Genomic DNA, 22440 nt, shown 5'->3' with positions numbered 1-22440 from the left:
CCGTGAAATGCATCTGCTTACGGATGTATATTTGCGCGTATGCCGTATTGCCGGCCTGTATCCTCAATTGATTTAGTCATGAAAGTTGCCGTCGTAGGTGCCACTGGCTTGGTGGGCACCGAAATGCTGAAAGTGCTGGCCGAGCGTAATTTCCCGGTCACGGAGTTGTTGCCGGTGGCATCCGAGAAATCGGTAGGCCAGGAAATTGAGTATCAGGGCAAGAAATACAAGGTGGTGAGCATGGACGCGGCTATTGCTGCCCGCCCCGCCGTGGCTATTTTCTCGGCTGGGGGCGGCGTCTCAAAAGAGCAGGCTCCGCGCTTTGCCGAAGTGGGCACCGTGGTGATTGACAACTCCTCCGCCTGGCGCATGGACCCGACCAAAAAGCTTGTGGTGCCCGAAATCAACGCCAAGGATCTTACGCCCGAGGATAAAATTATTGCCAATCCTAACTGCTCCACCATCCAAATGGTGCTGGCCCTGCACGAGCTCCACGCGGCCTTTCAGATCAAGCGCATTGTGGTGAGCACTTACCAGAGCGTGACCGGCACTGGCAAAAAAGCCGTGGACCAGCTCATGGAAGAGCGCGGCGGCCAAACGGCTTCCAATCCTGCCTACCCCCACCCCATCGATCTGAACGTGCTGCCCCACATTGACGTGTTCGAGGACAACGGCTACACCAAAGAGGAAATGAAAATGGTGCGTGAAACCAAAAAAATCCTCGGCGACGACACTATTCAGGTAACCGCCACGGCCGTACGTATTCCCGTAATGGGCGGCCACTCAGAAGCCGTAAACGTGGAGTTTGCCAACGACTTTGAGCTACCCGAAGTGTACCGCATCCTGCGCGAAACCGACGGCGTGGAAGTAGTTGACGACGTTGCCCAAAACCAATACCCCATGCCCAAAGATGCCCACGGCAAAGACGCGGTACTGGTCGGTCGCCTGCGCCGCGACGAGTCGCAGCCACGTACACTAAATATGTGGGTAGTAGCCGACAACCTGCGCAAAGGAGCTGCTACCAACGCCGTTCAGATTGCGGAGGCGATGCTGCAGATGGGTTTGATTAAGGCTTAACTTTTTCAGGTGCTAACTCTTCATAATTTTGCCTATACCCCCCTTTCCGTCAAGTAAAACTGGTAGAGTTACTTAATGTTGGTCCATTCAACTTTGACATTCGATAGCCAGCATTAGCGAGTATACAAGAACGGCCGCTTCAGAAATGAAGCGGCCGTTTTGCTTTAAGGGTAGGCTGAGTTTATCGTTTCAGTTCCTCAAAAATGCCCCCCACAAAGTCCAGCACCGCCCGGCGCGTAGCTGCGGGCCGCTCAAAAAATCCGACATGGCCCACGCGTTCCAAAAACAGAGCCGTGCTAACAGGTGGCAGCGCAACTTGCTCCAGCGCAGCAGCCAAAGGCACGGCGGCATCTTCTTTACCCACAATAAACAGTACTGGAAACGTAGCCTTGCGGAGTACTTCCGTGCGGTCTGGACGGTCGCGCATGGCTTGCATGCCGCTAATGACGCTGACCTGAGGTGTGGCCGCACCAATTTCTTCTAGGCGGCGACGGTAAGGCATCATGGTTTCCTCGTTAGCATCGGCGAAGAGTGGGCGAATGAAGGTTTCCATAAACTTCGCTACCCCATGGCGCTCCACAAAGCTGATGTTTTTATCGCGGTTGGCTTTCTTTTCATCGGTATCAGCCTGCGCGGAAGAGTGAAAGAGGCACAGACCCGCTACTCGCGCCGGGTACTTTTCAGCAAAAGCTAGTGCCACGTATCCGCCCATAGAGTGCCCGATTAGGATGGCCTGCTGGGCTCCTGCTTGGTTTAGCTCGTCCTTTACAAACTCGGCCAGCGCTTCCATAGAATAGTCAGCGGCGGGCGCTGCATCGCGGCTACCATAGCCGGGGAAGTCAGGTGTGAGGAATTTATAATCTGGGGGGCAATTTTGGGTAAATTCAGTCCAGATAGCGCGGCTTTCTGCGAAGCCGTGCAGGAGGATTATAGTGGGTTTTGGATTGGGCATAAGTGCGGAGACTGTGAGTGCGTGAAGGCGGATGAGTATGTATTACAAGCGCAACGAGATGATTCCTTGGGTTAAATGCCAACAAAAAGGCCAGGACCATATACGGTCCTGGCCTTTTTGTTGGCATTTACAAAATGTACTTCTACCGGTGGCTCAGCTTTATCACTTGCTGTTGGCTACCTTGAAGAATAGTCAGGTAGTACACGCCAGCAGGTAAAGATGCAGCCTGAGGTAGAACAACTTTCTGGGCACCACTCGTAACTGCTAGAGTCTTCGTGAGCATTATCTTACCAAAGAAATCATGGATGGTAAGTGTAGCATTGCCGTTTGAAAGCGCATTAAACTGAACTGTTACAGCCTCATCATAAGGGTTGGGGAATGCCTCAGCCTTGAATGCGTTCTTCCCACCCTTGGCCTGAACAGTGCGTACTGGTGAATAGCTATCTTCACCAGTAATGTCAACTTGGTGCAGACGATAATACAGAGTGCTGCCAGCCGTTTCGAAGACGCTCTCGTCAGAGAACTGATATTCGGTTCGTGAAAGTGTCGTGCCAGCGCCTAAGCGCTTTCCTACCACTTGGAAGGTACTGCCATCTACGCTACGCTCAATCTCGAAGTAAGAATTGTTCTTCTCAGAAGCCGTGGCCCAGGTGAGCTTAGGGGCTGCACTCGTCCAGGTTGCTACAAAGCTAACTAGCTCTACAGGCAGAGGTATATTCGGATTTATAACAGACTGTGAACTAGTGCTGCAGCCTGCGGGATTAGTTACTGTTACTGTATAGGTAGTAGCAGTACGGGGAGAAGCATTGATAGACTGAGTAGTTTCTGATAAGGTAGTGATGTTTCCTTCCGTAGTGGCAGTCCAAGCATAGGTATTCGTAGTGCCTGTAGTCCCATCCTCAGCTTTAATGGTAACAGTAGATCGGGGTCTGACGCTGGCATTATAAGGAGTAACTGTGACTGTTGGTGTAGGATTCACTGTTACTGGAATGTCACTCGGTGTAGTGCTTCCGCAAGTAGTAGTAATGACTACTCTATAGCTAGAATTGGCTGTTGGCGCTACTGTCAGAGCAGCATTTGTGGAAATAACAGTACCTAAGTCAGTAGTCTTATACCATCTGTAAGTTGCATTCGAAATATTGGAATTGGCAGTCAGCGTAACTGGGTTCCCTGCGCATACAGTAGCGGAAGTAGGAGAAGCTGTATTGATTGCTGCTGCAGCAACGTTTACCGTGGACGAAGCATTAGCAGTACCACAAGGGGTAGAAGCCGTAACAGTATAAGTGGTATTCGCAGTTGGATTTACTGTTATTGCAGCTGTAGTGTTAGATAAGGTAGTAGTGGTAGAACCTACTGTAGCACGCCAAGAATAAGTAGCATTCGGGTTATTTGAGGTAGCAGTTAGAGTAGTGGAGGCATTAGAACAGACGGTAGTATTTGTAGGAGATATACTCACTGTTGTAGCTCCCACTGTTACTGTAACCTCATTTGTAATCGTATTGCAATCATTCGTTGAGGTTACAAGCTGATAAGTAGTCGTGACTAAAGGACTAACTGTTAAGCTTCTTGTTGTTGAAAGTGAGGATGAACTACCTTTTACAGTCCAGTTGTATCTAATACCACTGTTATCACCATTATAATCTGCTGTAAGTAAAGTGGACTGACCAGCGCAAATAGATGGAGCAGCCGGCGTGATAGTCACATTCTTTACCGGAATTGTAAGTTGTTGAGAGCTAGTACCACAGCTAGTGGTGGCGGTAACCGTATAAGTAGTAGTGACAGTAGGATTATGAGTAATGGAGCTGCCTGTTTGGCTAAGCGTCACGCCATTTGCAGACCACATATAAGTTCCATCAGTGGAGCCTGAAGCATTTAGCTCAACACTACTTCCAGAGCAAACACCAGCGAGGTTAGCAGAAGAAAGTGACAATGTTGGAGTAAGAGTCAGGTACACATAGCTAACAGTATTAGGGTTACAGTTGCTACTTCCTTCAAACTTGTTCCTACCAGCGTCCGACTTAATTCGAAAGGTTGTAGTTTGAGTAAAAGTTACTGTCGCACTTAGTTCATTGGGAACAGAGGTGGAAGAAGTGACTTTTCCCTCTGAAACAATATCCACAACCTCATCCTGTTCAGGTCTCGCCCCCTGACTAATAACTCTAGACCAAGTTAAAACTGCGTTTGATGTAGAGCTAGCACTGAATGTATAGCCGGCTCCAGCTGTTGGGCATACATTACCTGAATAGCCACTTTGCCCTTTATTAGTAACGCTGGTATTTACTAAAACGCCATTGTTATAGTACCGAATAGCAATTTCATTATTGCATTGCCCATAACTGGTAAGTGGCATTAGAAGTATGAGCATGCTTAGGCAGCTCAAAAAGGAGTAGAGTTGTTTCATGTTGGCATTAGTGTGCTGAAGAAGACTAGATATCTTTCAACTAACAAATCTATGCCACAAATCATATATGAATGAGAAAACTCTTATGTCACCACCCCTTTAAATCAATTAAATAAGGTAATAGTCATTAATTATCCAAAAATTCTTTTTGGCGCACAATAAATTATTAGTTCCGTTTTATAAGTTATGTCTAGAAAACTACTATAGCCTATCTATGGACGAATACTTAAATTGAGTTATAAATAATAATATATGAGTAATGAATAAGGGCTTGTCAATTCGTGCGATACGAAGTGTATAAAGAGCCTAAAAAAGCCCCCCAGATTTATCTGGGGGGCTTTTTTAGGCTTAAGGGGTTACTTATACAGCTAATGTCTTTGCACTTACTATGTTAATTAGCTTCCTGCTTAACTCTCGCACAGCATTGGCAATACCAGTCGCATCGAATCCACACTCTTTGTATAGCTCGTCCTGGGTGCCATGTTCTACAACGCGGTCCGGGATGCCGAGGCGCTTTACGGGTACGCTGTAGCCGTGGTCGGCCATAAACTCCAGCACTGCAGCCCCAAAACCACCTTGGAGGCAACCATCTTCAACGGTCACGATGGCTTGGTAGCGGCTAAGCACGTCGGCAAGCATTTCCTCATCCAAGGGTTTAGCGAATCGCATATCAAAGTGGCCAGCGGAGATGCCCTCGGCGGCTAGCGCAGCGGTAGCTTTCACGGCGTAGTTGCCGATGTGGCCGAAGCTGAGGATGGCCACACCTTTCCCTTCACGTATAACGCGACCAGTACCAATGGTAATTTTTTTGAACGGCGTGCGCCACTCGGACATTACACCCTCACCACGCGGGTAACGGATGCTGAACGGGCCCATATCCGGCTGCTGGGCCGTGTACATAAGGTTACGCAGTTCCTGCTCGTTCATGGGGGCGGCTACCACCATATTAGGCACGCAGCGCATGTAGGCAATGTCGTAGCAGCCGTGGTGAGTAGGGCCGTCGGCGCCGGCAAAACCAGCGCGGTCGAGGCAGAAGACTACGTTCAGGTTTTGTAGAGCCACATCGTGCACTACTTGGTCGTAGGCGCGCTGCATGAAGGAGGAGTAGATGTTGCAGAACGGCACCAAGCCCTGCGTGGCCAAGCCCGCGGAGAAGGTAACAGCGTGCTGCTCGGCAATACCCACGTCGAAGGCGCGGTCGGGCATGGCCTTCATCATAATATTCAGGGAGCAGCCTGAAGGCATGGCAGGCGTCACGCCCATCACCTTCGCGTTTTGTTCCGCCAACTCTACGATGGTGTGGCCGAATACGTCCTGATACTTCGGTGGCTGGGGCTTATCATAAGTTTTCTTGTGAATCTCGCCCGTGATTTTATCGAACAGGCCGGGAGCGTGCCACAAGGTTTGGTCTTTTTCGGCCAGAGCGTAGCCTTTGCCTTTTACCGTTACGCAATGCAGAATCTTGGGACCCGGAATGTTCTTCAGGTCGCGCAGAATGGTGGTCAGATGCTGCACATCGTGGCCATCCACGGGGCCGAAATACCGGAAGTTAAGCGCTTCAAACAGGTTGCTCTGCTTGAGAAGCGTAGCCTTCATGGCTTGCTCTACTTTGCGGGCAATCTGCTGAGGATTAGGGCCAAATTTGCTGAGCTTGCCCAATACATTCCATAGCTCATCACGCACCTTGTTATACGTGCGGGAAGTAGTGATATCAGTTAGGTATTCTTTAAGCGCGCCCACATTGGGGTCAATGCTCATGCAGTTATCATTGAGGATAACCAGCAGATTGGACTTGGCTACGCCAGCGTGGTTTAGGGCTTCGAAGGCCATACCGGCCGTCATGGCTCCGTCGCCGATTACAGCAATATGCTGGCGGTCTTTCTCATTTTTATACTCCGAGGCTACGGCCATGCCCAGTGCGGCACCAATGCTAGTACTGCTGTGGCCCACTCCGAACGCGTCGTACTCGCTCTCCTTACGCTTGGGAAAGCCCGACATTCCACCATAGCGGCGATTGGTTGGAAACTGGTTACGACGACCAGTCAAAATTTTGTGGCCGTAGGCTTGGTGGCCCACATCCCACACTAACTGATCGTAGGGCGTATTAAAAACATAGTGTAGAGCTACGGTCAGCTCTACTACACCTAAGGAAGCACCAAAATGGCCCCCATAAATAGAAACCGAGTCAATGATGAATTGGCGCAGCTCCTGGCTCACTTGCACTAATTGGTCCTCGCTGAGCTTTTTGAGGTCATCAGGCGAGTCAATAGCCGCCAGCAGTTCACCGGGTTCAACAATCATCTTTCGGAAGGGCAAAAAGTAAAATATAGCTGAATAACAGATTGGGAATTCAAAAGGTTAAGCCCTTTCAAGTTTCCTGCCGAAGGCACCTGGCAAAGGTACGACTTTTCGTTAGGGCCGGTTGTTGCAGGGCATCGTGAAACCTACCTCAAGCATAACAGGCTACTTTTTTCTATTTGACTGGCAGCAGCCCAGGCCATTCTTAATGCGTATCTAATGTAGTCGCTCCCAATATTGCCTACTTTTACCTCAGCACCCCGCCTCTCTCACATGCCCCTCACCCAGGATAATCAGGAACAACAACTTCTTGATAAGCTAAAGCCCTCCCGTATCATTTTGCCGGTTTTTATTGGCTTAAGCGTGGTGGGCTTTATGTTTTGGCGCAGCTACCGGCCCGGCGACTTAGCGCCCCTAGCGAATGCCAAGCTACACTGGCTGTTTGTCATGGTGTTGGTGCTGATAGCCCGCGATTTGGGTTATATTTACCGTATTCGCCACATCTCGGAGAAAGTGCTGAGCTGGCGCCAAAGTTTGGACGTAATCATGATCTGGGAGTTTGCCTCCTGCGTGCTTCCTTCCGCCGTGGGGGGTACGTCGGCAGCCCCTTTTCTGCTGCACAGGGAAGGTATTTCGCTGGGCAAATCGCTGGCGTATGTCATGGTGACTGCACTGCTTGATAATGTGTATTATGTGGTCACGGTGCCGCTGGTGGTGTGGCTGGCCGGCGATGCGCTTTACCCGCACGAAGCCCTGCAAGGCGGTTTTGTCACCACGCTGCAAATTGCCTTTGTGCTGAGCTACCTGATGGTGTCACTGTACTCCGGCATTATGCTGTATGCGCTTTTTATTAATCCGCAATCGGTGAAGCGCCTGCTGGTACGACTTTTCTCCTTCAAAGGCTTGCGGCGCTGGCGTTCCAAAGCGTATCAGCACGGCAACGAGATGGTGTGGGCGTCGGCTCAGCTACGCGGCAACGCAGCCAGATATTGGGTAGAAGCGGCCCTGTCCACGGCCTTCGTCTGGACGGCACGTTACCTAGTTATTGGCTGCATTATCGCGGCTTTTATAGATGTGAGTTGGGGAGAGTTTGGGTTAATTTTCAGCCGCAATCTGATTTATAAAGTGGTGCTGCTGGTGGCTATTACTCCCGGCGGTGCGGGCATTGCCGAGGGAGCTTTTCCTACTTTTTTCGGCAAGTTTATCGGTACTCCCACCATGACCAATTTTGTGGTGCTCCTGTATCGTATCGTTACTTACTATCTCTATTTGGTGCTGGGGGCCATTTTCCTGCCTCGCTGGATAGCCCGGGTATTTGGTAAGCATCGGGTGAAGGAAGTAATGACTTCGTAGCGAACTGCGGCATACTTATATAACCCCACAAAAAAGCCCCCCAACTCAGTGCTGGGGGGCTTTTTTGTGGGGTTAAGAGCTGACAAACTAGTCAGCTTCCAACATCATTTGCTCGCCGTTTACACCGCGCAGCGTGATCTTCTTATCTGTCAGATTTACTACGTCGAAGCTCATCGAAGTAGTACCACCATCAGGCGTGAGGGTGATTTTTTTGCCAGGCTGGTCGAAGGTATACTTGCCTTGCATCGACTGCTGGGGCGAGGTCATGTTGAAATTACCATTGGCGTAGAAGCGCAGTTCGGTGTCTTTGTCGGCTGAAGTTTGAGCCACTTTGTCACCGCTGGCGGTGGTTTCCTTATCGGTTTTCCACACTTTGCTTTCGGTGCCATATAGCATGTTGGTTTCGCCAACTTTGTTTTCCTGCTTACAAGCAAACGTAAACAACGATACCAGCATCAACAGGCTGGCTAAATAGCGGAAAGAAAGGACAGTAGTTTTCATAAGAAGGAGAGCTAAGGTTTAAGAGAGATTTGGAAAGGAAGTGCGTTGTGAGCATACATTGCAGCAAAGCAATGTTGCGCTTCTTACGCGCCCCGCTGCAAAGGGTTAGCTACGCTGGGGGGCATTTTGGGCTCCGCAACTTATTCGAAGCACCGGCGTAAGACGACCTGACAGCATGGCCGTCAGGCACATGCGTTATCTGCTGTTTTCTCCTTCTCACCTAATCTACGACCATGGGACTGTTCGATTTCATAAGCAATAAGGGCGAAGAAAAACCCGTACAGCCAGCCGTTAAGCCTAATCAGAACGCTAACACTGACTTCTTTGGCAACGCCAACCAGCCGGCCGCTGCTACCGCCGCCCAAGGCACGCAGTACACGGTGGTCAGCGGCGACTCGCTCTCCAAAATCGCCAAAAAACACTATGGCGACGCTGCTAAGTGGCACCAGATATATGATGCTAACAAGGCGACCATCGGCGCAAACCCTGACCATATCGAAGTAGGTCAGGTATTGAATCTGCCCCAACTATAAAATAGTGCTTTGCTTTTCTGTTCGTAAAAAAAGCCCCCCAGACTTGGCCTGGGGGGCTTTTTTGTTTTATTAAACCTGCTTGCGGCAAGCCAAAAAACTTTTTGCTGCATTTGGCGTTTTCAATCCGATCCGTACATTTACGGCCACCTACCCGGTACTTCTCGTTAACGACGGGATAGTTTTTCAGATTTATACAGAAGCGGCGAGAGAACAGGCTCCCTGACCCGCTGGCAACCTTCATCATGTGAAAGGTGCCAATTCCTGCCCGCGTGGCCAGTTGCTCGCGGGAGATATAAGCTCAGCGCCATGAGAAACTCCTCTTCCCCCGACTTGCTCCCCCCGTTTGCCCCCGCTGCCCCCGTGCGTGCGGCTTGGCTTGCGGATTTTCGTGTTTTAGCTCCGGCCCCGGACCGTTGCCAGACCGCGCGAATGTGTTGTTGTCGCGTGTGTTGTTGCTAGCCTATTTGGCCTAGCCTCCCAGTTTATTCTTCTGCTTAACCCGCGTCGTGTTGGGCCCGCGAGCCGCTAGCCGACGGGTTCTTCTCGCCTCCGCCTAGCTTCCCTTTAGCTCCGGAGCCTGTGCAGTCTGCTGCTTAGTGGCGGCCCTGTGCGTCTGATTCTCAGCAATGTAATTACTCTTCCTATCTGACACCACTTCCATTCAGCCTTCCTATGTCCACGCAAAATCTGCACTTCGAAACCCTTCAACTACACGCTGGTCAGCAACCCGACCCTACCACTGGCTCCCGCGCTGTGCCTCTTTATCAAACAACTTCTTACGTGTTCAAAAACGCCGAGCACGGTGCCAATCTATTTGCGCTCAAGGAGTTTGGCAATATCTACACCCGCCTGATGAACCCCACCACCGACGTATTTGAGCAGCGGGTGGCGGCGCTGGAAGGCGGAGTGGCCGCGCTGGCTACCGCCTCGGGGCAAGCGGCGCAGTTCCTGGCGCTGAATAATATTTTGCAGGCCGGCGACAATTTCGTGAGTACCCAACACCTGTATGGCGGCACTTATAATCAGTTTAAGGTAGCATTCAAGCGGTTAGGTATTGAGGCCCGCTTCGCCGATGGCGACACGCCCGAAAGCTTCGAGGCTCTAATTGATGAGAACACCAAGGCCCTTTACCTCGAAACCATCGGCAACCCAAGCTTCAGCATTCCCGATTTTGAGCGCATTGCTGCCATTGCTGATAAGCACGACCTGCCGCTGGTCGTGGATAACACCTTCGGGGCGGGAGGTTATCTATTCCGGCCCCTGGAGCACGGTGCCCACATTGTGGTCGAGTCGGCTACGAAGTGGATTGGCGGCCACGGTACCAGCATTGGCGGCGTAATTGTCGATGGTGGTAAGTATGACTTCGGCAACGGCAAGTTTCCGCAATTCACGGAGCCCTCGGAAGGCTACCACGGCCTGGTTTTCAATGATGTATTTGGTAAGGGCGGACCTTTTGGCAACATCGCCTTCATCATTCGGGCGCGGGTAGAAGGCCTGCGCGATTTTGGCCCCGCCATCAGTCCCTTCAACTCCTTCCTGCTCCTGCAAGGCCTCGAAACCTTGTCATTACGCGTCGACCGGACCGTGGAGAATGCCCAGAAGCTGGCCGAATGGCTGGAGCAGCATCCCCAGGTAGAAGCCGTGAATTATCCGGGCCTGAAAAGCAGCCGCTACCACACCTTAGCTCAGAAATATCTGAAGCGGGGCGCGGGGGGCGTCCTCACGTTCAGCATCAGAGGCAGCAAAGACACAGCTACTCACTTCATCGACAATCTAAGGCTAATAAGCCACTTAGCCAACGTAGGCGACGCCAAAACTCTCATCATTCAGCCCGCCGCTACCACTCACCAGCAGCTCTCCGATCAAGAGCAAATTGCGGCCGGCGTTACGCCCACGCTGCTGCGCATTTCGCTGGGCTTGGAACACATCGAGGACATTAAGGCTGACCTGCAAAGCGCCTTCGACGCGGTGGCCGAAAATGCCCCCAGGATCAGCAAACCGAAGGAGATACCTTGCCCGAGCCGGCTGTTGAACACCCCGTAGTACTGGAAGTCTAACGCGGGTTAGTCCTGCACTCAGCGCCGTTGCAGCGGCCTGAATGCAGCAGTACTACATCTTATCGCGCAGTTTTCTCTAAGCTGAAATAACCCTTTGAGCTGCCAACCCTATCCATGACGGAACCCCAGTTCTACACGCTTCCTGCTCCGCTCCCGCTCGAAAGCGGAGCCACATTGTCGCAGGTGCGCATTGCGTATCATACTTATGGTACGCTCAATGCTGCCCGCGACAATGTAGTCTGGGTGTGCCATGCCCTTACGGCCAACGCGGATGTGTTCAGCTGGTGGCCTGGTTTGTTTGGGCCTACCTACCATTTCGATCCGGCCAACTGGTTTATTGTGTGCGCCAATGTGCTCGGTTCGTGCTACGGCACCACGGGCCCGCTCGAGGCCACCGGTTCAACGGGTGCGCTGTATCATGAGTTTCCGCTGCTGACCATTCGGGACATGGTGGCGGCGCACGAGAGTTTATGCCAACACTTGGGTATCCATCAGATTCATACGCTGATGGGCGGGTCGTTGGGCGGGCAGCAGGCGTTGGAATGGGCCATCCAACAGCCTGCTTTATTCGATCATCTCGTGTTATTGGCCACTAATGCCCAGCATTCGCCCTGGGGAATTGCCTTTAATGAAGCTCAACGGCTAGCTATTTTCGCCGATCCTACTTATTTCTCGGCCACTCCGACTGGGGGGCAATTTGGTTTGAAAGCTGCACGTGCCGTGGCCTTGCTCAGCTACCGCAGCTATGAGGCGTACGCCAATACCCAGCATGAACCCGACGGGGAGAAAATCACCGATTTTCGGGCCAGTTCCTACCAGCAGTATCAGGGCGACAAGCTGGTGGCCCGCTTCAACGCTTACACCTATGTGGCCTTGTCCAAGGCCATGGACTCGCACAATGTAGGCCGAGGCCGAGGGGGCATTGCAGCGGCGTTAAGCCAGATCAAAGCCCGCACTTTGGTCATCAGTATTAGCTCCGATGTGCTGTTTCCGCCCAGCGAGCAGCAACTCTTGGCTCACCACATTCCCGGCGCCAAGTACGTCGAAATGGATTCGGGCTACGGCCACGATGGCTTTTTGATTGAAACCGCGCAAATCACGCATTTTCTCGAGCGTTTTTATGTGCAGACGCTTGCTCACTGAGGTAGGCACTTGCATAATCCTGTCGTCTTATTCTTTCCGCATTTAGCATACTCGTATGATATCTGATAAAAGTCGGCTGCGCATTGGATTGATTGGGTTTGGCTGCGTAGGGCAAGGGCTGTACGACATTCTGCAAAAGCTGCCCGAGTTTGGCGCCGTCGTGAAGCGCATTGCGGTCAAGAGTCCCACCAAGCCCCGCACGCTACCCGCCGGCCGCTTCGATTTCCACGCCGACGACCTGCTCACCGACCCCGACCTGGACGTGCTGGTAGAAGTAATCGACGACGCCGACGAGGCCTTTCGCTTGGTGAGTACGGCCCTGCGCCACGGGCGCCAGATCGTGACGGCCAACAAAGCCATGGTTGCCCGGCACTTGCCCGAATTGGTGCAATTACAGCAACACTACGGCGGCACTCTGTTGTATGAGGCTTCTGTTTGTGGCAGCATTCCTATTATCCGCACCCTCGAAAGCTACTTCGGCAGTGAGCCCCTACACCGTGTGGGGGGCATTTTTAATGGCTCATCCAACTACGTGCTCTCCCGCATGAGCGAGGAGGGCTCCGGTTACAGCGCAGCCTTAGCTGAAGCCCAAGCTTTAGGCTTCGCCGAAACCGATCCTACACTCGATATGGGCGCTTTCGATCCGCGGTCGAAGGCCGTTATTCTGGCGGTGCACGCTTACGGTTTGCTCTTGTACCCTGATCAGGTTCTTAACCTAGGCATTGAAAACATCACTGCTCAGGATATTCAACAAGCGGCGGCTGGGGGGCAAAAAATAAAAGTTGTAGCCAGTTTGCAGCGCTTAGAAGACGGCCGCATCACGGTGCTCGTGACACCGCAGTTTGTGAGCGCCGAATCGCCCTTCTACACAGTAGAGCGCGAATTCAACGGCGTAGTCATCGAAGCCGCTTTTGCCGATGCCCAGTTTCTGCGCGGCCGCGGTGCTGGTGGTCATCCCACCGGCTCGGCTGTACTCGCCGATTTGGCCGCCTTGCGCCAAGGTTACCGCTACGCTTATCATAAGCACTCCTCCCCCACTGCGCCCATCTACACCACCAATTACGAAGTGGAAGTCTGCGTGCGCGGCGCCAACCCCACCCTTCTGCAGGCGCTGGGGCTGCAGAACGGCGTTGCTCAAAACAGCCCTGATTCAGCCTACGCAACTGGATTTGTTCACTTAGAAACGCTCCTTCAACTCCGCGACGAGCTACGCCAGCAAGGCGTTTTCCTGGTTCGTACTGGAGAGATACGCTTTGCAGCTGGGGGGCAAAAACAGGAGCAAGCTCCGGTTGAGCTGGCGTTTTAGGCTAGAAGCACGAATAGCTTGTAATACACCCGTGGTTTACTTGCGTCCCAACCAGCTTTCAGGGTTTAGGTTGGAACTGTTGCGCCACACCTGAAATTGCAGCTCCGAAGTACCTTCCGAGTTGGTGTACACTGTACCAATCGACTGCTTGGCCTGCACATTATCACCTTCACTTACGCTCACGCTGCGCAGCTTGGCATACACCGTGAAGTACTCGCCGTGCTGCACCATCACGATGTTATTCATTCCCGCAATACTCGTAACCGTCAGCACTTTACCAGCCGATACGGCACGCACAGCTTCTCCAGCATTGGTTTGAATATCGACGCCGCGGTTCTCTACAATTACATTTTTGAGAACCGGGTGAGCATGCCGGCCGAAGTGTTGGGAAATGAAGCCCCGCGCTACGGGCCACAGCATCCGGCCACGATTTTCGGCGAAGGAAGACGAGATAATAGCAGTTTCCGGAGTGAGCGTGACGCGGTCTACGCGCGTGGCGGCGGCTTCGGCCTCGGGATTGGTACGAGCGGTACTGCCGGGGCTACGCGTGGCGCCGCCGGCAGCGGCCCGCTCGGCGGCAGCTTTAGCAGCGGCCCTTGCGGCAGCGGCCCGCGCGGCGCGCGCAATTTCGTCACGCACGCGCTGAGCAATCAGATCATCAAGCTTACGAACAGCCTCCTGCCGATTGGCTAGCTCCCGCCGCAACTCTTCCTCTTGCTGACTAAGCTTGGTAACTACCTGATCCTGTTGGGTTTTTAAGGTGTTCAGGTTGCGGTTTTCGGCCAGCTGGGTGCTTAGCAAGCTACTTTTCTCCTGCTTTTTCTCCGTCAGGCCAGTAAGCTGGCGGTTGAGGCGTTGCTGCACGCTTGTGATTTGAGCGGCTTGAGCCTTGCGCACTTCCGAGTACTGCCGAATGTAGCGCAGCCGCAGCATCAGCTGATTAAACGACTCAGCCGCAAACAAGAACATAAGGCGATTATAGCTGTTCGCCGTCTTCGAGGAGGCATAAATTAGGCGCGAATACTCCGCCTTCAGCTGCTCCAGACTTTGCTGGGTCTGCTGCACCTGGTTTTCCGTCTGCTTTACATCCGACTCAATGTATTTGAGCTCCGACGAGATATTACGGATTACGCCCTTCTGCACGTCCAGCTTTTCCTTCAGGGCATTTAGTTGCCCCAAGGATGCCTCCTTTTGCTTCTGGGTTTGGGCCAGAATGCGGCTAGCTTCGCGAATGCGACGTAAGTTAGCTAGGCGCTCCCTCTCCAGTTGGGCCTTCGACTTAGGCGTGCTTTTCTTAACCGATGACTTGCTTTTGCTGCTTTGCTGCGCGACTGATGGGGTGGCTTGCACCAGCAGCATCCCCAACAGCAGCCAGCAAAGCCAGCGCTTACTTTTTACGTACATAGCCCGAAGGTACCGAGAACGGGAAATCTAGGCGCTCTTTATCTACGTCCACGCTACGGTAATTGATGGCTGCCGAGGCACTGGTTTGACCGCTGGCCTGACGCGCCTGAAGCACTGTATTATAAGCAAAGTTCTGGTTTGTGGGCAGAAGAGCACGAAAGTCGGAGTAGTCAACCGTGAAGTTGTTCTTACTCGCGTCATCCAGCACGTTCAGCTTCTGCACTTTACCTAAGCTCATCGAAATGAGTTGCTCAATCAAGATGCTGGCCTGGTTATACCGTACGCGCTGGGTGTTGCCTTCTAGCGTCACGGTGGGTTCAGCACCATTGCTGGAGGGCAAATAATTACCTAATAGCAAGGCCTGCACCTGCTCAAACGTCACTGTTACGTTTAGCTGCCGGCTTAGGTAAGCAAAGTCGCCGGAGTAATATTCGCGCTGCAACTTATTCATTATCCGTACGGAGTCGCGCGTGATAGAGGCGCGTACGCCTTCAAAGCCCGCCACCGAAACCGATATCCAGATGACACTGTCGCGGCGCATACGCAGTGTTAAGTTCGCATTGGGAAGCTTGTTACCGTTCTGCTCAATCTGCGCTTTGCCTTTCGCTGAGAGGTATTGAAATTCTACGTTGTTGGCGTGCACCGCACTTGTAGCCGGAGGAATTATGGTTTTGGCTGGAACAGCCTTGCGAGCACAACTTCCGAGGGTGGTGATAACTAGAAAAAGCAGCAAAAAGCGGTTACTCATACAGTTGTTGGTCTTTGATCTTACGGGCGATAAACGCCGACGCGCCTCCGGCTTTCTGGGCGCGCTGCCACTGGGTCAGAGCTTTATCCTTTTCGCCAAGTTTGAATAACACGTCGCCATAGTGCTCTATCACGGTGGCATCGGTGGTGGTTTTGAGGGCTTTTTCCAAGGCCTGGCGGGCGCCTTGGTAGTCTTTTAGCTTATATAGAACCCATGCATACGTGTCGAGATAAGTGTCGTTGTCGGGGAATTGCTTCACCAGCTTACCCGACATCTCCTTAGCTTTCTCCAGCTTTTCGCCCCTCAACGAGAGGAAGTAGCTATAATTGTTCAGGGCCTGCGCATTGTTGGCGTCGAAGCTCAGCGCCGCCTCGTAAGCCGCATCCGACTTCGAATACTCCTTTAGCTCGTGGTACGCATCGCCAAGCTGAGTATCGAATTGGGCTAGCAGTTCCGGGTTATCTGTGGCCAGTTTGCGGCCATACTCCAACGATTTCACCCCTTTCACAGGCTGCTTGTTCAGAATATGTCCTACCCCGTTGTAAAACCACATAGCCGCCTGGTTCGGAAACAGCTCTAGGGCGCGCTCTGTGTGCTTTAGCAGCGAATCGGTTTGGTTTAGCTCGGCATCAATCAACACTACCTGCTGCCAAAGCAAAAACTTCGAGTCGTCGAGGCGAATGGCTTGCAGATAGGCGTCGCGGCCGGCTGCTTTGTGCCCGGTAATCGTCTGTAAATCGCCAGCCACTGAAAAGGCTTTTGCCTCTTTCGGATGTACTTGGGTAGTAATGGTAGCCAAATCCAGCGCGGTTTGTTCCAGAGCCGGATTAGGCAGTTGCTTGATGTAGTCAACCAGAATGCGCACTTTATCGTCGATGTCCAGCGCCGGGCTGTTGAAAGCCAGCTTAATTTGCTTAGCTGACTCCATTGAGTTGCCTTGCAAACGGTACACATCAGCCAAAATCATCCGCGCCTGGGGATTATCGGGATCTTGCCGCAGGGCTTGCTCACTTACCCGGATAGCATCGGGCAAGCGGTTGTTGGAAGCGTACATCTCGGCTTGGGCCAGCACGTAGCGCACCTCTTCAGGGTTAGCTTTTATCAGCGCTTCTCCTTCCTGAAGGGCTTTATCAAGGTTATTCTGCTTAAGATAAATCTGCTGCTTCTTGAAGGAAATTTCATCCAAGGCGCCAAACTTCTTCTCCGCTTGCTCGAAGGTTGCTAGGGCATCGTTTAGCTTGCCCTGCGCCATATACAAATCCGCCAGATTGAACAGGTAGTAGTCCGAATCGGGTACTTCCTTGATCAAGGTTGTATACACCTTTGTCGCCTGATCAAATTGCTTCTGTGAAGAATAGATCTGGGCCAGCAGCAGGTAGTAATATGCATTCTGGGGGGCAAATTTGACGGCAGCCTGGGCAAAATTGGTAGCGTCTTTGAGGTTGCCACTCAGCAGGTTCGTTTCCGCTATTTTGTAGTTGATTGCCGCGTTGGTGGGGTTCAGCGCATAGGCTTTAAGCAGGCGCTCTAGGGCTTTATTATAATCTTCGAGCAATACATACTTCACTCCATCCACAAAATACGACTCGCTCATATCCCGGTCGCGGGTAGAGAGGGTAGCGCCGGCGCGGAGCTGAGCAGCTTCTACTTCGGCGCGACGACTAAGCTCTTTCTTCTCCCGCCGACTGAGCTTACGGGGCTTAGCTTTTTTAGCATCGGGCGCGGCCTTTTCGGCGGGCGCGGGCTGCTGGGCCTGCGCCGACGGAACGGCCATAAGCAGGCTGAGCAACAAACACAGATATACAGAAATACGACTCATGGACGCAGGAGCGCGGACTACTATTCCGCTGTTCAGAAGGTACTAAAACGAAGCAGGCTTCGCACTAAACAAACCAACGGACAAATGTCCGCGCTACTGCTAACGTCCGAGAGGTCAAAAATATCACACGCGCAGCGTGTTATAGTCGCCAAGGCTCAAATCGTGGGGCACACCGGTTACCGTAGCGTGATTGCCGATCATAGAATTCGTTACGTTGGTATTCAATACCGTGGCCGACTGCTGCACGATAGAATTAGAAACTACCGACTGCCGGACGTTCGCATGGTCACCCAATGACACGTGCGGGCCTACCACCGAATCGGTAATTATCGCATTCTCACCAATATACACTGGCGGAATAACAATTGAGTTTGTCACTTTGGCCGAATCAGCTACCAGATTCTCGCCCCGCTCCTGCAGGTACTCCAGGTAGCGCTGATTGGTGAATACAGTCGCATCCTTGTTGCCGCAGTCGAGCCACTCGGTTACGCGGCCGGGCACAAAAGTGGTGCCCTTGTTTTTCATGTTCTCCAAGGCGTTGGTGAGCTGATACTCACCTTTGTCCTTGATGTCGTTGTCGAGCAGGAACTGTAGCTCGTCGCGGAGATAGTCACCGTCCTGGAAGTAGTAAATGCCGATGATGGCCAAGTCTGACACAAATTCGGTGGGCTTTTCTACGAAGTCCGTAATCTGACCCTGGTTGTCCAGCTTTACTACGCCAAAGGGCTTAGGGTCATCCACGCGCTGCACCCAAATAGTGCCGGCTGCTGAGCTATCGAGCGTGAAATCAGCCTTGAACAAGGTATCAGCAAAGGCTACTACCAACGGACCGCTAAGCGATTCATTGGCACAAAGAATCGCGTGAGCCGTGCCCAGAGGCTCATCCTGATAATAAATCGAGCCCTTCGCCCCTACTGACTCAGCAATCTTCACCAAGCTTTTCTCCACCGTTTCCCCAAAGCGTCCGATAATAAAAGCTACTTCATCCACTTGCTCGCCGCACACTTTGGCAATGTCCTCCACGAGGCGCTGCACGATGGGTTTGCCCGCAATCGGAATCAGAGGCTTAGGAACAGTAAGGGTGTGGGGACGCATGCGCTTGCCCATGCCGGCCATCGGGACGATGATTTTCATGTAGTAGGGAGTTTGAGGTTGCTAGTTTAGGTAGCTTAGAATGTATACTAACTGAAATACGGTTCTTGGGTTGCTTCGAGCCATTATGCCCGCAGAATCTGATGATGGTTAAAGCAAAAACTAATTGACACCGGTGCTGCCATATCCGCCTGTTCCGCGCGAGGTTTCGCTAAGAGTAGCAGCTTCCTGCCAAACGGCTGTTTCGTGCCGGGCTACCACGAGTTGAGCAATCCGCTCGCCGTCCTGCACTATAAATTCCTCATCTGACAGATTAACCAGCAGCACTTTTAGCTCGCCACGGTAATCGGCGTCGATGGTGCCAGGGCTATTTACTATGCCAATGCCGTGCTTATACGCCAGTCCGCTACGGGGTCGTACTTGCACCTCGTAGCCTACCGGAATCTCCATAAAAAGCCCCGTGGGAATGAGGGCGCGTTGCAGAGGGCGCAAGGTAACGGGCTCGGTAAGGTAAGCGCGCACGTCCATACCGGCAGCGTGGGCAGTTTGGTAAGCTGGCAGCGGATGCGTGGAGCGGTTGATAACTGGAATCAGCATGCGACAAAGATAGGCCTACAGATGAAACGGCGTTAGTAGACGAATATAATGCGCGCGTATTAACTAGGAGCAGTAATTGAGCGCAGAAAAAGAAGCTGGGGGGCTTTTTCGGTGCTCGCCTCGCTAGATCTGCTTGATTTGTGCCTCCGGCTTGCGCGTCAGATCAGTGCGCTCTACCAAGAAAATGCCCCCCACAAACGCCAGACACACCAGCAAATGGAAAGCGTGACGCAGCCAATAGTTTGGAATATCGAGGTACCAGGTAGCGGCAACCAGCCCGATGGCCAGCAGCAGCCAAGCGCTGATGCGGGCTACAGGGTACGGAACGGGAAAGTGCCGATTGCCCAGCCACCAGCACACGGCGGCCATCATAAAGTAGCAGGCCAACGTAGCTAGGGCGCTGCCTACGTAGCCGAGCACCGGAATCAACAGCAGGTTGAGGACCACGGTTAGCACTGCCCCACCAGCACTTATATAGGTACCGAAATAAGTCTTGTCGGTAAGCTTAAACCACACCGACAAGTTGTAATAAACCCCCAGAAACAGGTTTGCCAGCAGTAATATGGGCACCACGACTAAGCCCGTGCGGTACTCGGGATTGCGCAGGAGCAGCCCAAAATCTTCGATAAAAACGCTAATGACTACAAAAATGACAGCGCAGCAGATCGTAAACCACTTCAACACCAGCGCAAACGTTGCTGGCGAGTTTTTATCGGCAGCCTGCGAAAAGAAAAAGGGTTCAGCGGCGTAGCGGAAGGCCTGAATAACCAACGACATAAAAATAGCCAGCTTGTAGCAAGCCCCATAAATACCGACCGCCGTTAGGTTAGATTGGCCCGGATAAAAGCCTTCAGGCAGCCAGTATTTCAGCAGAATCCGGTCAATAACCTCGTTTACCATGCCCGCCAGGCCCATCAGCATCAGAGGATAGGCGTAACCTAACATGGGTCGTACCGCTGCCAGATCCAGCCGGAAGCGGAAGTCGAGCAACTCACGCCATAGCAACGGAATATACAGCGCGTTGGCAATCAGATTGATCAGGAATATGTAGCCAACCCCCAGCGTCGGGCTATAAATGCGCTCTACCAGCGGCCGCAGTTCGGGCAGGAGTCGGCCCTCATAGACCTCGCGACAGAACACGATAAAAAACAGCGACAAGCCGACATTCACCAGCGTATTCGTGAAGCGAACCGCGGCAAATTTCGTAGCCTTATTTTCTAGGCGCAGTCGGGCAAAAGGCACCGCTACTACGGCATCAAGACCTAATATGATGCCTAGCCATATGATATAAGTAGTGCGGTCAGGGTAGCGCAGAATGTCGGCGATGGGGCCTGACAGTAGAATTAAGAAGCCACTGAGCACGAGACTGCTAGTCAGGAGCAGGCTCATCACCTGATTGTAAAGCTGGCGGCGGTCGGTACCTGGGCGGTTAGCAAAACGGAAATAGGCCGTTTCCATACCGTAGGTGAACACAATGTTCAGAAAGGCTACGTAGGCATACAGATCCGTGACGATACCATACTCGCCCGGCGCAAACTGGGCCGTGTACAACGGCACCAGCGCGAACGTAAGCGCCCGCCCCAGAATGCTGCTAAGGCCATACACAGCCGTTTGGCTGGCCAGCTTCTTGGCGACGCTCATAAAGAATAAAGAATGGAAATGAGGAATGAAGGGTGAGCCGCGAAGGAGATTCTTCGCACCTCACCCTTCACCGAGCAAGGTGTCTTAGTTTCCTTTGAACTCGGCAGGACGCTTATCTAGAAAGGCGCGTGTGCCTTCGCGGAAGTCAGCCGAACCGCAGCACCGGCTAAAGGAATTTCCCTCGGTCTGGTAACCGTGGCGCTCTGGGTCGTAGTAGGAGTTTACACAATCAATCACTAGTCCGAGGGCCAAAGGTGCTTTGGTAAGAATGCGCGACAGCAGTTGTTGGCAAAACGCAAGCAGCTCGGCTTGGGGCACTACGTGGTTTACCAAGCCTAGACGCAACGCTTCATCGGCCTTGATGGGGTCGCCAGTCAGCATCATTTCAAGTGCCTTGGCTTTGCCCACTAGCTGCGGCAACCGTTGGGTGCCGCCGTAGCCCGGAATAAGACCCAGGTTCACCTCTGGCTGCCCAAAACGAGCGTTTTCGCTGGCCACGCGTAAGTGGCAGGCCATGGCTAGCTCAGCACCACCGCCCAGCGCAAAGCCATTGACGGCCGCAATAACGGGCTTGGTGCTTTCCTCGATCAGCGCAAATGCATCCTGCCCCTGCTCGGCGAATCGGCGCCCGCTGATCTCGTTCAAATCGGCCAGCTCGGCGATGTCGGCGCCAGCCACGAACGCCTTCTCCCCACTTCCCGTCAGGATGATGCCGCGCACCCGCTCGTCGTCTAGGGCTTGCTGCATAGCCCCGTGAATATCACTAATAGTGGCGCTGTTGAGCGCGTTGAGCTTAGACGGACGATTCAGAGTGATGGTGAGGATACCGGAGGCGGCATCTAAATCAAGGAGCAGATTTTCGAAGGTTATCATGGGGTAGATGCAGAGCAGAAATATAGAATGGGGGCAAAGATAAAGCAAAACCAATGCAGGCCACTGTAGCGCCATGAGCGGCCATTAGAAGCCTTCATGTTAGAAATAATATATTTACTTTCAACCTAGATTCCCTCTAACCCCTTCATTCTATGAGCGTAGTTTCTGAATTCAAAGAGTTTGTTGCCAAAGGCAACGTGCTCGATTTGGCCGTTGGTGTTATCATCGGCGCGGCTTTTGGCCGGATCGTCACTTCTCTCACCGAGGATATTCTGATGCCAATTCTAGGCTTGGTTACGGGCGGCATTGACTTTAAGAACTGGTTTGTGGCACTTGATGGAAAGTCGTATCCTACCATTGAGGCAGCCAAAACGGCTGGCGCAGCTACTCTTAACTTCGGGCTGTTCTTGAATGCGGTTATCTACTTCTTCATCATTGCTTTCTGCGTTTTCCTGATCGTGCGCTTTGCTAATCGCTTCCGCCAGCCTACCGAAGTAGTTGCCGTGAACGACCCAGGCCCCACAAAAGAGCAGGCTTTGCTTATGGAAATTCGCGACGCCCTGCGCCGGTCCTAACAAGTCCACAGCCGATCAGCAACAAGTAAAATTTGCCCGCCAGCGTACGGATGAGCTATTCTTTTGTCGT

The 22440-nt window shown here is 52.5% G+C and carries 18 protein-coding genes and 1 riboswitch; of the genes, 7 read left to right on the top strand and 11 right to left on the bottom strand.

What is annotated here, in order from left to right; all coding sequences use genetic code 11:
* Positions 1–78 precede the first annotated feature (78 nt).
* Complete coding sequence (locus ACW9KT_RS03480; protein WP_457077997.1) at positions 79–1077, top strand: aspartate-semialdehyde dehydrogenase; 999 nt, start codon at positions 79–81, stop codon at positions 1075–1077.
* A gap of 181 nt (positions 1078–1258) precedes the next feature.
* Here ACW9KT_RS03480 and ACW9KT_RS03475 read toward each other — a convergent pair whose 3' ends face one another.
* From ACW9KT_RS03475 to dxs, 3 genes are all read right to left on the bottom strand, one after another.
* Positions 1259–2029 carry an alpha/beta fold hydrolase gene (locus ACW9KT_RS03475; RefSeq protein WP_457077996.1) on the bottom strand — a complete coding sequence of 257 codons (771 nt, stop codon included), beginning with the start codon at positions 2027–2029 and terminating at the stop codon, positions 1259–1261.
* Between the two features lie 142 nt (positions 2030–2171).
* Positions 2172–4430: an Ig-like domain-containing protein gene (locus ACW9KT_RS03470; protein WP_457077995.1), complete on the bottom strand. Its 2259-nt coding sequence runs from the start codon at positions 4428–4430 to the stop codon at positions 2172–2174.
* Between the two features lie 360 nt (positions 4431–4790).
* A complete protein-coding gene (gene dxs, locus ACW9KT_RS03465; RefSeq protein ID WP_457077994.1) occupies positions 4791–6731 on the bottom strand; it encodes a 1-deoxy-D-xylulose-5-phosphate synthase in 1941 nt (646 codons plus the stop codon).
* Positions 6732–7001: 270 nt separating this feature from the next.
* Here dxs and ACW9KT_RS03460 point away from each other — a divergent pair, with 270 nt between their 5' ends.
* Positions 7002–8081: a lysylphosphatidylglycerol synthase transmembrane domain-containing protein gene (locus ACW9KT_RS03460; RefSeq protein ID WP_457077993.1), complete on the top strand. Its 1080-nt coding sequence runs from the start codon at positions 7002–7004 to the stop codon at positions 8079–8081.
* 87 nt (positions 8082–8168) lie between these two features.
* Here ACW9KT_RS03460 and ACW9KT_RS03455 read toward each other — a convergent pair whose 3' ends face one another.
* Entirely contained in the window at positions 8169–8582 is a 414-nt protein-coding gene (locus ACW9KT_RS03455; protein ID WP_457077992.1) for a hypothetical protein, read from the bottom strand.
* 233 nt (positions 8583–8815) lie between these two features.
* Between ACW9KT_RS03455 and ACW9KT_RS03450 the strand changes: the two genes are divergently transcribed.
* The 4 genes from ACW9KT_RS03450 to ACW9KT_RS03435 all read left to right on the top strand — a co-directional run bounded on the left by ACW9KT_RS03450 (position 8816) and on the right by ACW9KT_RS03435 (position 13621).
* Positions 8816–9115 (top strand): LysM peptidoglycan-binding domain-containing protein, encoded by a 300-nt coding sequence (locus ACW9KT_RS03450; RefSeq protein WP_457077991.1) that lies wholly within the window; start codon positions 8816–8818, stop codon positions 9113–9115.
* A 186-nt stretch (positions 9116–9301) separates the two neighbouring features.
* A riboswitch (SAM riboswitch) is annotated at positions 9302–9414 on the top strand.
* A 373-nt stretch (positions 9415–9787) separates the two neighbouring features.
* A complete protein-coding gene (locus ACW9KT_RS03445) occupies positions 9788–11158 on the top strand; it encodes an O-acetylhomoserine aminocarboxypropyltransferase/cysteine synthase family protein (RefSeq protein ID WP_457077990.1) in 1371 nt (456 codons plus the stop codon).
* Positions 11159–11286: 128 nt separating this feature from the next.
* Entirely contained in the window at positions 11287–12315 is a 1029-nt protein-coding gene (metX, locus tag ACW9KT_RS03440) for a homoserine O-acetyltransferase MetX (protein WP_457077989.1), read from the top strand.
* 55 nt (positions 12316–12370) lie between these two features.
* Positions 12371–13621 (top strand): homoserine dehydrogenase, encoded by a 1251-nt coding sequence (locus tag ACW9KT_RS03435; protein ID WP_457077988.1) that lies wholly within the window; start codon positions 12371–12373, stop codon positions 13619–13621.
* Between the two features lie 36 nt (positions 13622–13657).
* Here ACW9KT_RS03435 and ACW9KT_RS03430 read toward each other — a convergent pair whose 3' ends face one another.
* The 7 genes from ACW9KT_RS03430 to ACW9KT_RS03400 form a co-directional block, all read right to left on the bottom strand.
* The gene (locus tag ACW9KT_RS03430; RefSeq protein WP_457077987.1) at positions 13658–15025 is read right to left on the bottom strand and encodes a murein hydrolase activator EnvC family protein; all 1368 of its coding nucleotides are present in this window, start codon (positions 15023–15025) and stop codon (positions 13658–13660) included.
* Positions 15009–15773: a DUF4292 domain-containing protein gene (locus ACW9KT_RS03425; protein ID WP_457077986.1), complete on the bottom strand. Its 765-nt coding sequence runs from the start codon at positions 15771–15773 to the stop codon at positions 15009–15011. The genes ACW9KT_RS03430 and ACW9KT_RS03425 overlap by 17 nt, the downstream gene beginning before the upstream one ends.
* Entirely contained in the window at positions 15766–17592 is a 1827-nt protein-coding gene (locus ACW9KT_RS03420; RefSeq protein WP_457077985.1) for a tetratricopeptide repeat protein, read from the bottom strand. The genes ACW9KT_RS03425 and ACW9KT_RS03420 overlap by 8 nt, the downstream gene beginning before the upstream one ends.
* Positions 17593–17715: 123 nt before the next feature.
* Positions 17716–18726 (bottom strand): sugar phosphate nucleotidyltransferase, encoded by a 1011-nt coding sequence (locus tag ACW9KT_RS03415; RefSeq protein WP_457077984.1) that lies wholly within the window; start codon positions 18724–18726, stop codon positions 17716–17718.
* A gap of 120 nt (positions 18727–18846) precedes the next feature.
* Positions 18847–19281 carry a dUTP diphosphatase gene (gene dut, locus ACW9KT_RS03410; RefSeq protein WP_457077983.1) on the bottom strand — a complete coding sequence of 145 codons (435 nt, stop codon included), beginning with the start codon at positions 19279–19281 and terminating at the stop codon, positions 18847–18849.
* A 123-nt stretch (positions 19282–19404) separates the two neighbouring features.
* The gene (locus ACW9KT_RS03405) at positions 19405–20922 is read right to left on the bottom strand and encodes an oligosaccharide flippase family protein (protein ID WP_457077982.1); all 1518 of its coding nucleotides are present in this window, start codon (positions 20920–20922) and stop codon (positions 19405–19407) included.
* Positions 20923–21006: 84 nt separating this feature from the next.
* Entirely contained in the window at positions 21007–21795 is a 789-nt protein-coding gene (locus ACW9KT_RS03400) for an enoyl-CoA hydratase/isomerase family protein (RefSeq protein ID WP_457077981.1), read from the bottom strand.
* A gap of 152 nt (positions 21796–21947) precedes the next feature.
* Here ACW9KT_RS03400 and mscL point away from each other — a divergent pair, with 152 nt between their 5' ends.
* Positions 21948–22370, top strand: a complete 423-nt coding sequence (gene mscL, locus ACW9KT_RS03395; RefSeq protein ID WP_457077980.1) for a large conductance mechanosensitive channel protein MscL — start codon at positions 21948–21950, stop codon at positions 22368–22370.
* Positions 22371–22440: the final 70 nt, after the last annotated feature.

Source organism: Hymenobacter sp. HD11105 (genome assembly GCF_054051685.1).
Note: the sequence above shows the minus strand (reverse complement) of the source record. Positions and strands in the feature narration are given on the sequence as shown.

What these genes read in the sequence shown, in the direction of transcription:
- ACW9KT_RS03425 (WP_457077986.1), bottom strand. Translation starts at nt 15,773, where the DNA reads ATGAGTAACCGCTTTTTGCTGCTTTTTCTAGTTATCACCACCCTCGGA.
- ACW9KT_RS03475 (WP_457077996.1), bottom strand. Translation starts at nt 2,029, where the DNA reads ATGCCCAATCCAAAACCCACTATAATCCTCCTGCACGGCTTCGCAGAA.
- dut (WP_457077983.1), bottom strand. Translation starts at nt 19,281, where the DNA reads ATGCTGATTCCAGTTATCAACCGCTCCACGCATCCGCTGCCAGCTTAC.
- ACW9KT_RS03460 (WP_457077993.1), top strand. Translation starts at nt 7,002, where the DNA reads ATGCCCCTCACCCAGGATAATCAGGAACAACAACTTCTTGATAAGCTA.
- ACW9KT_RS03415 (WP_457077984.1), bottom strand. Translation starts at nt 18,726, where the DNA reads ATGAAAATCATCGTCCCGATGGCCGGCATGGGCAAGCGCATGCGTCCC.
- ACW9KT_RS03470 (WP_457077995.1), bottom strand. Translation starts at nt 4,430, where the DNA reads ATGAAACAACTCTACTCCTTTTTGAGCTGCCTAAGCATGCTCATACTT.
- ACW9KT_RS03400 (WP_457077981.1), bottom strand. Translation starts at nt 21,795, where the DNA reads ATGATAACCTTCGAAAATCTGCTCCTTGATTTAGATGCCGCCTCCGGT.
- ACW9KT_RS03450 (WP_457077991.1), top strand. Translation starts at nt 8,816, where the DNA reads ATGGGACTGTTCGATTTCATAAGCAATAAGGGCGAAGAAAAACCCGTA.
- dxs (WP_457077994.1), bottom strand. Translation starts at nt 6,731, where the DNA reads ATGATTGTTGAACCCGGTGAACTGCTGGCGGCTATTGACTCGCCTGAT.
- metX (WP_457077989.1), top strand. Translation starts at nt 11,287, where the DNA reads ATGACGGAACCCCAGTTCTACACGCTTCCTGCTCCGCTCCCGCTCGAA.
- ACW9KT_RS03445 (WP_457077990.1), top strand. Translation starts at nt 9,788, where the DNA reads ATGTCCACGCAAAATCTGCACTTCGAAACCCTTCAACTACACGCTGGT.
- ACW9KT_RS03430 (WP_457077987.1), bottom strand. Translation starts at nt 15,025, where the DNA reads ATGTACGTAAAAAGTAAGCGCTGGCTTTGCTGGCTGCTGTTGGGGATG.
- ACW9KT_RS03480 (WP_457077997.1), top strand. Translation starts at nt 79, where the DNA reads ATGAAAGTTGCCGTCGTAGGTGCCACTGGCTTGGTGGGCACCGAAATG.
- ACW9KT_RS03405 (WP_457077982.1), bottom strand. Translation starts at nt 20,922, where the DNA reads ATGAGCGTCGCCAAGAAGCTGGCCAGCCAAACGGCTGTGTATGGCCTT.
- mscL (WP_457077980.1), top strand. Translation starts at nt 21,948, where the DNA reads ATGAGCGTAGTTTCTGAATTCAAAGAGTTTGTTGCCAAAGGCAACGTG.
- ACW9KT_RS03455 (WP_457077992.1), bottom strand. Translation starts at nt 8,582, where the DNA reads ATGAAAACTACTGTCCTTTCTTTCCGCTATTTAGCCAGCCTGTTGATG.
- ACW9KT_RS03435 (WP_457077988.1), top strand. Translation starts at nt 12,371, where the DNA reads ATGATATCTGATAAAAGTCGGCTGCGCATTGGATTGATTGGGTTTGGC.
- ACW9KT_RS03420 (WP_457077985.1), bottom strand. Translation starts at nt 17,592, where the DNA reads ATGAGTCGTATTTCTGTATATCTGTGTTTGTTGCTCAGCCTGCTTATG.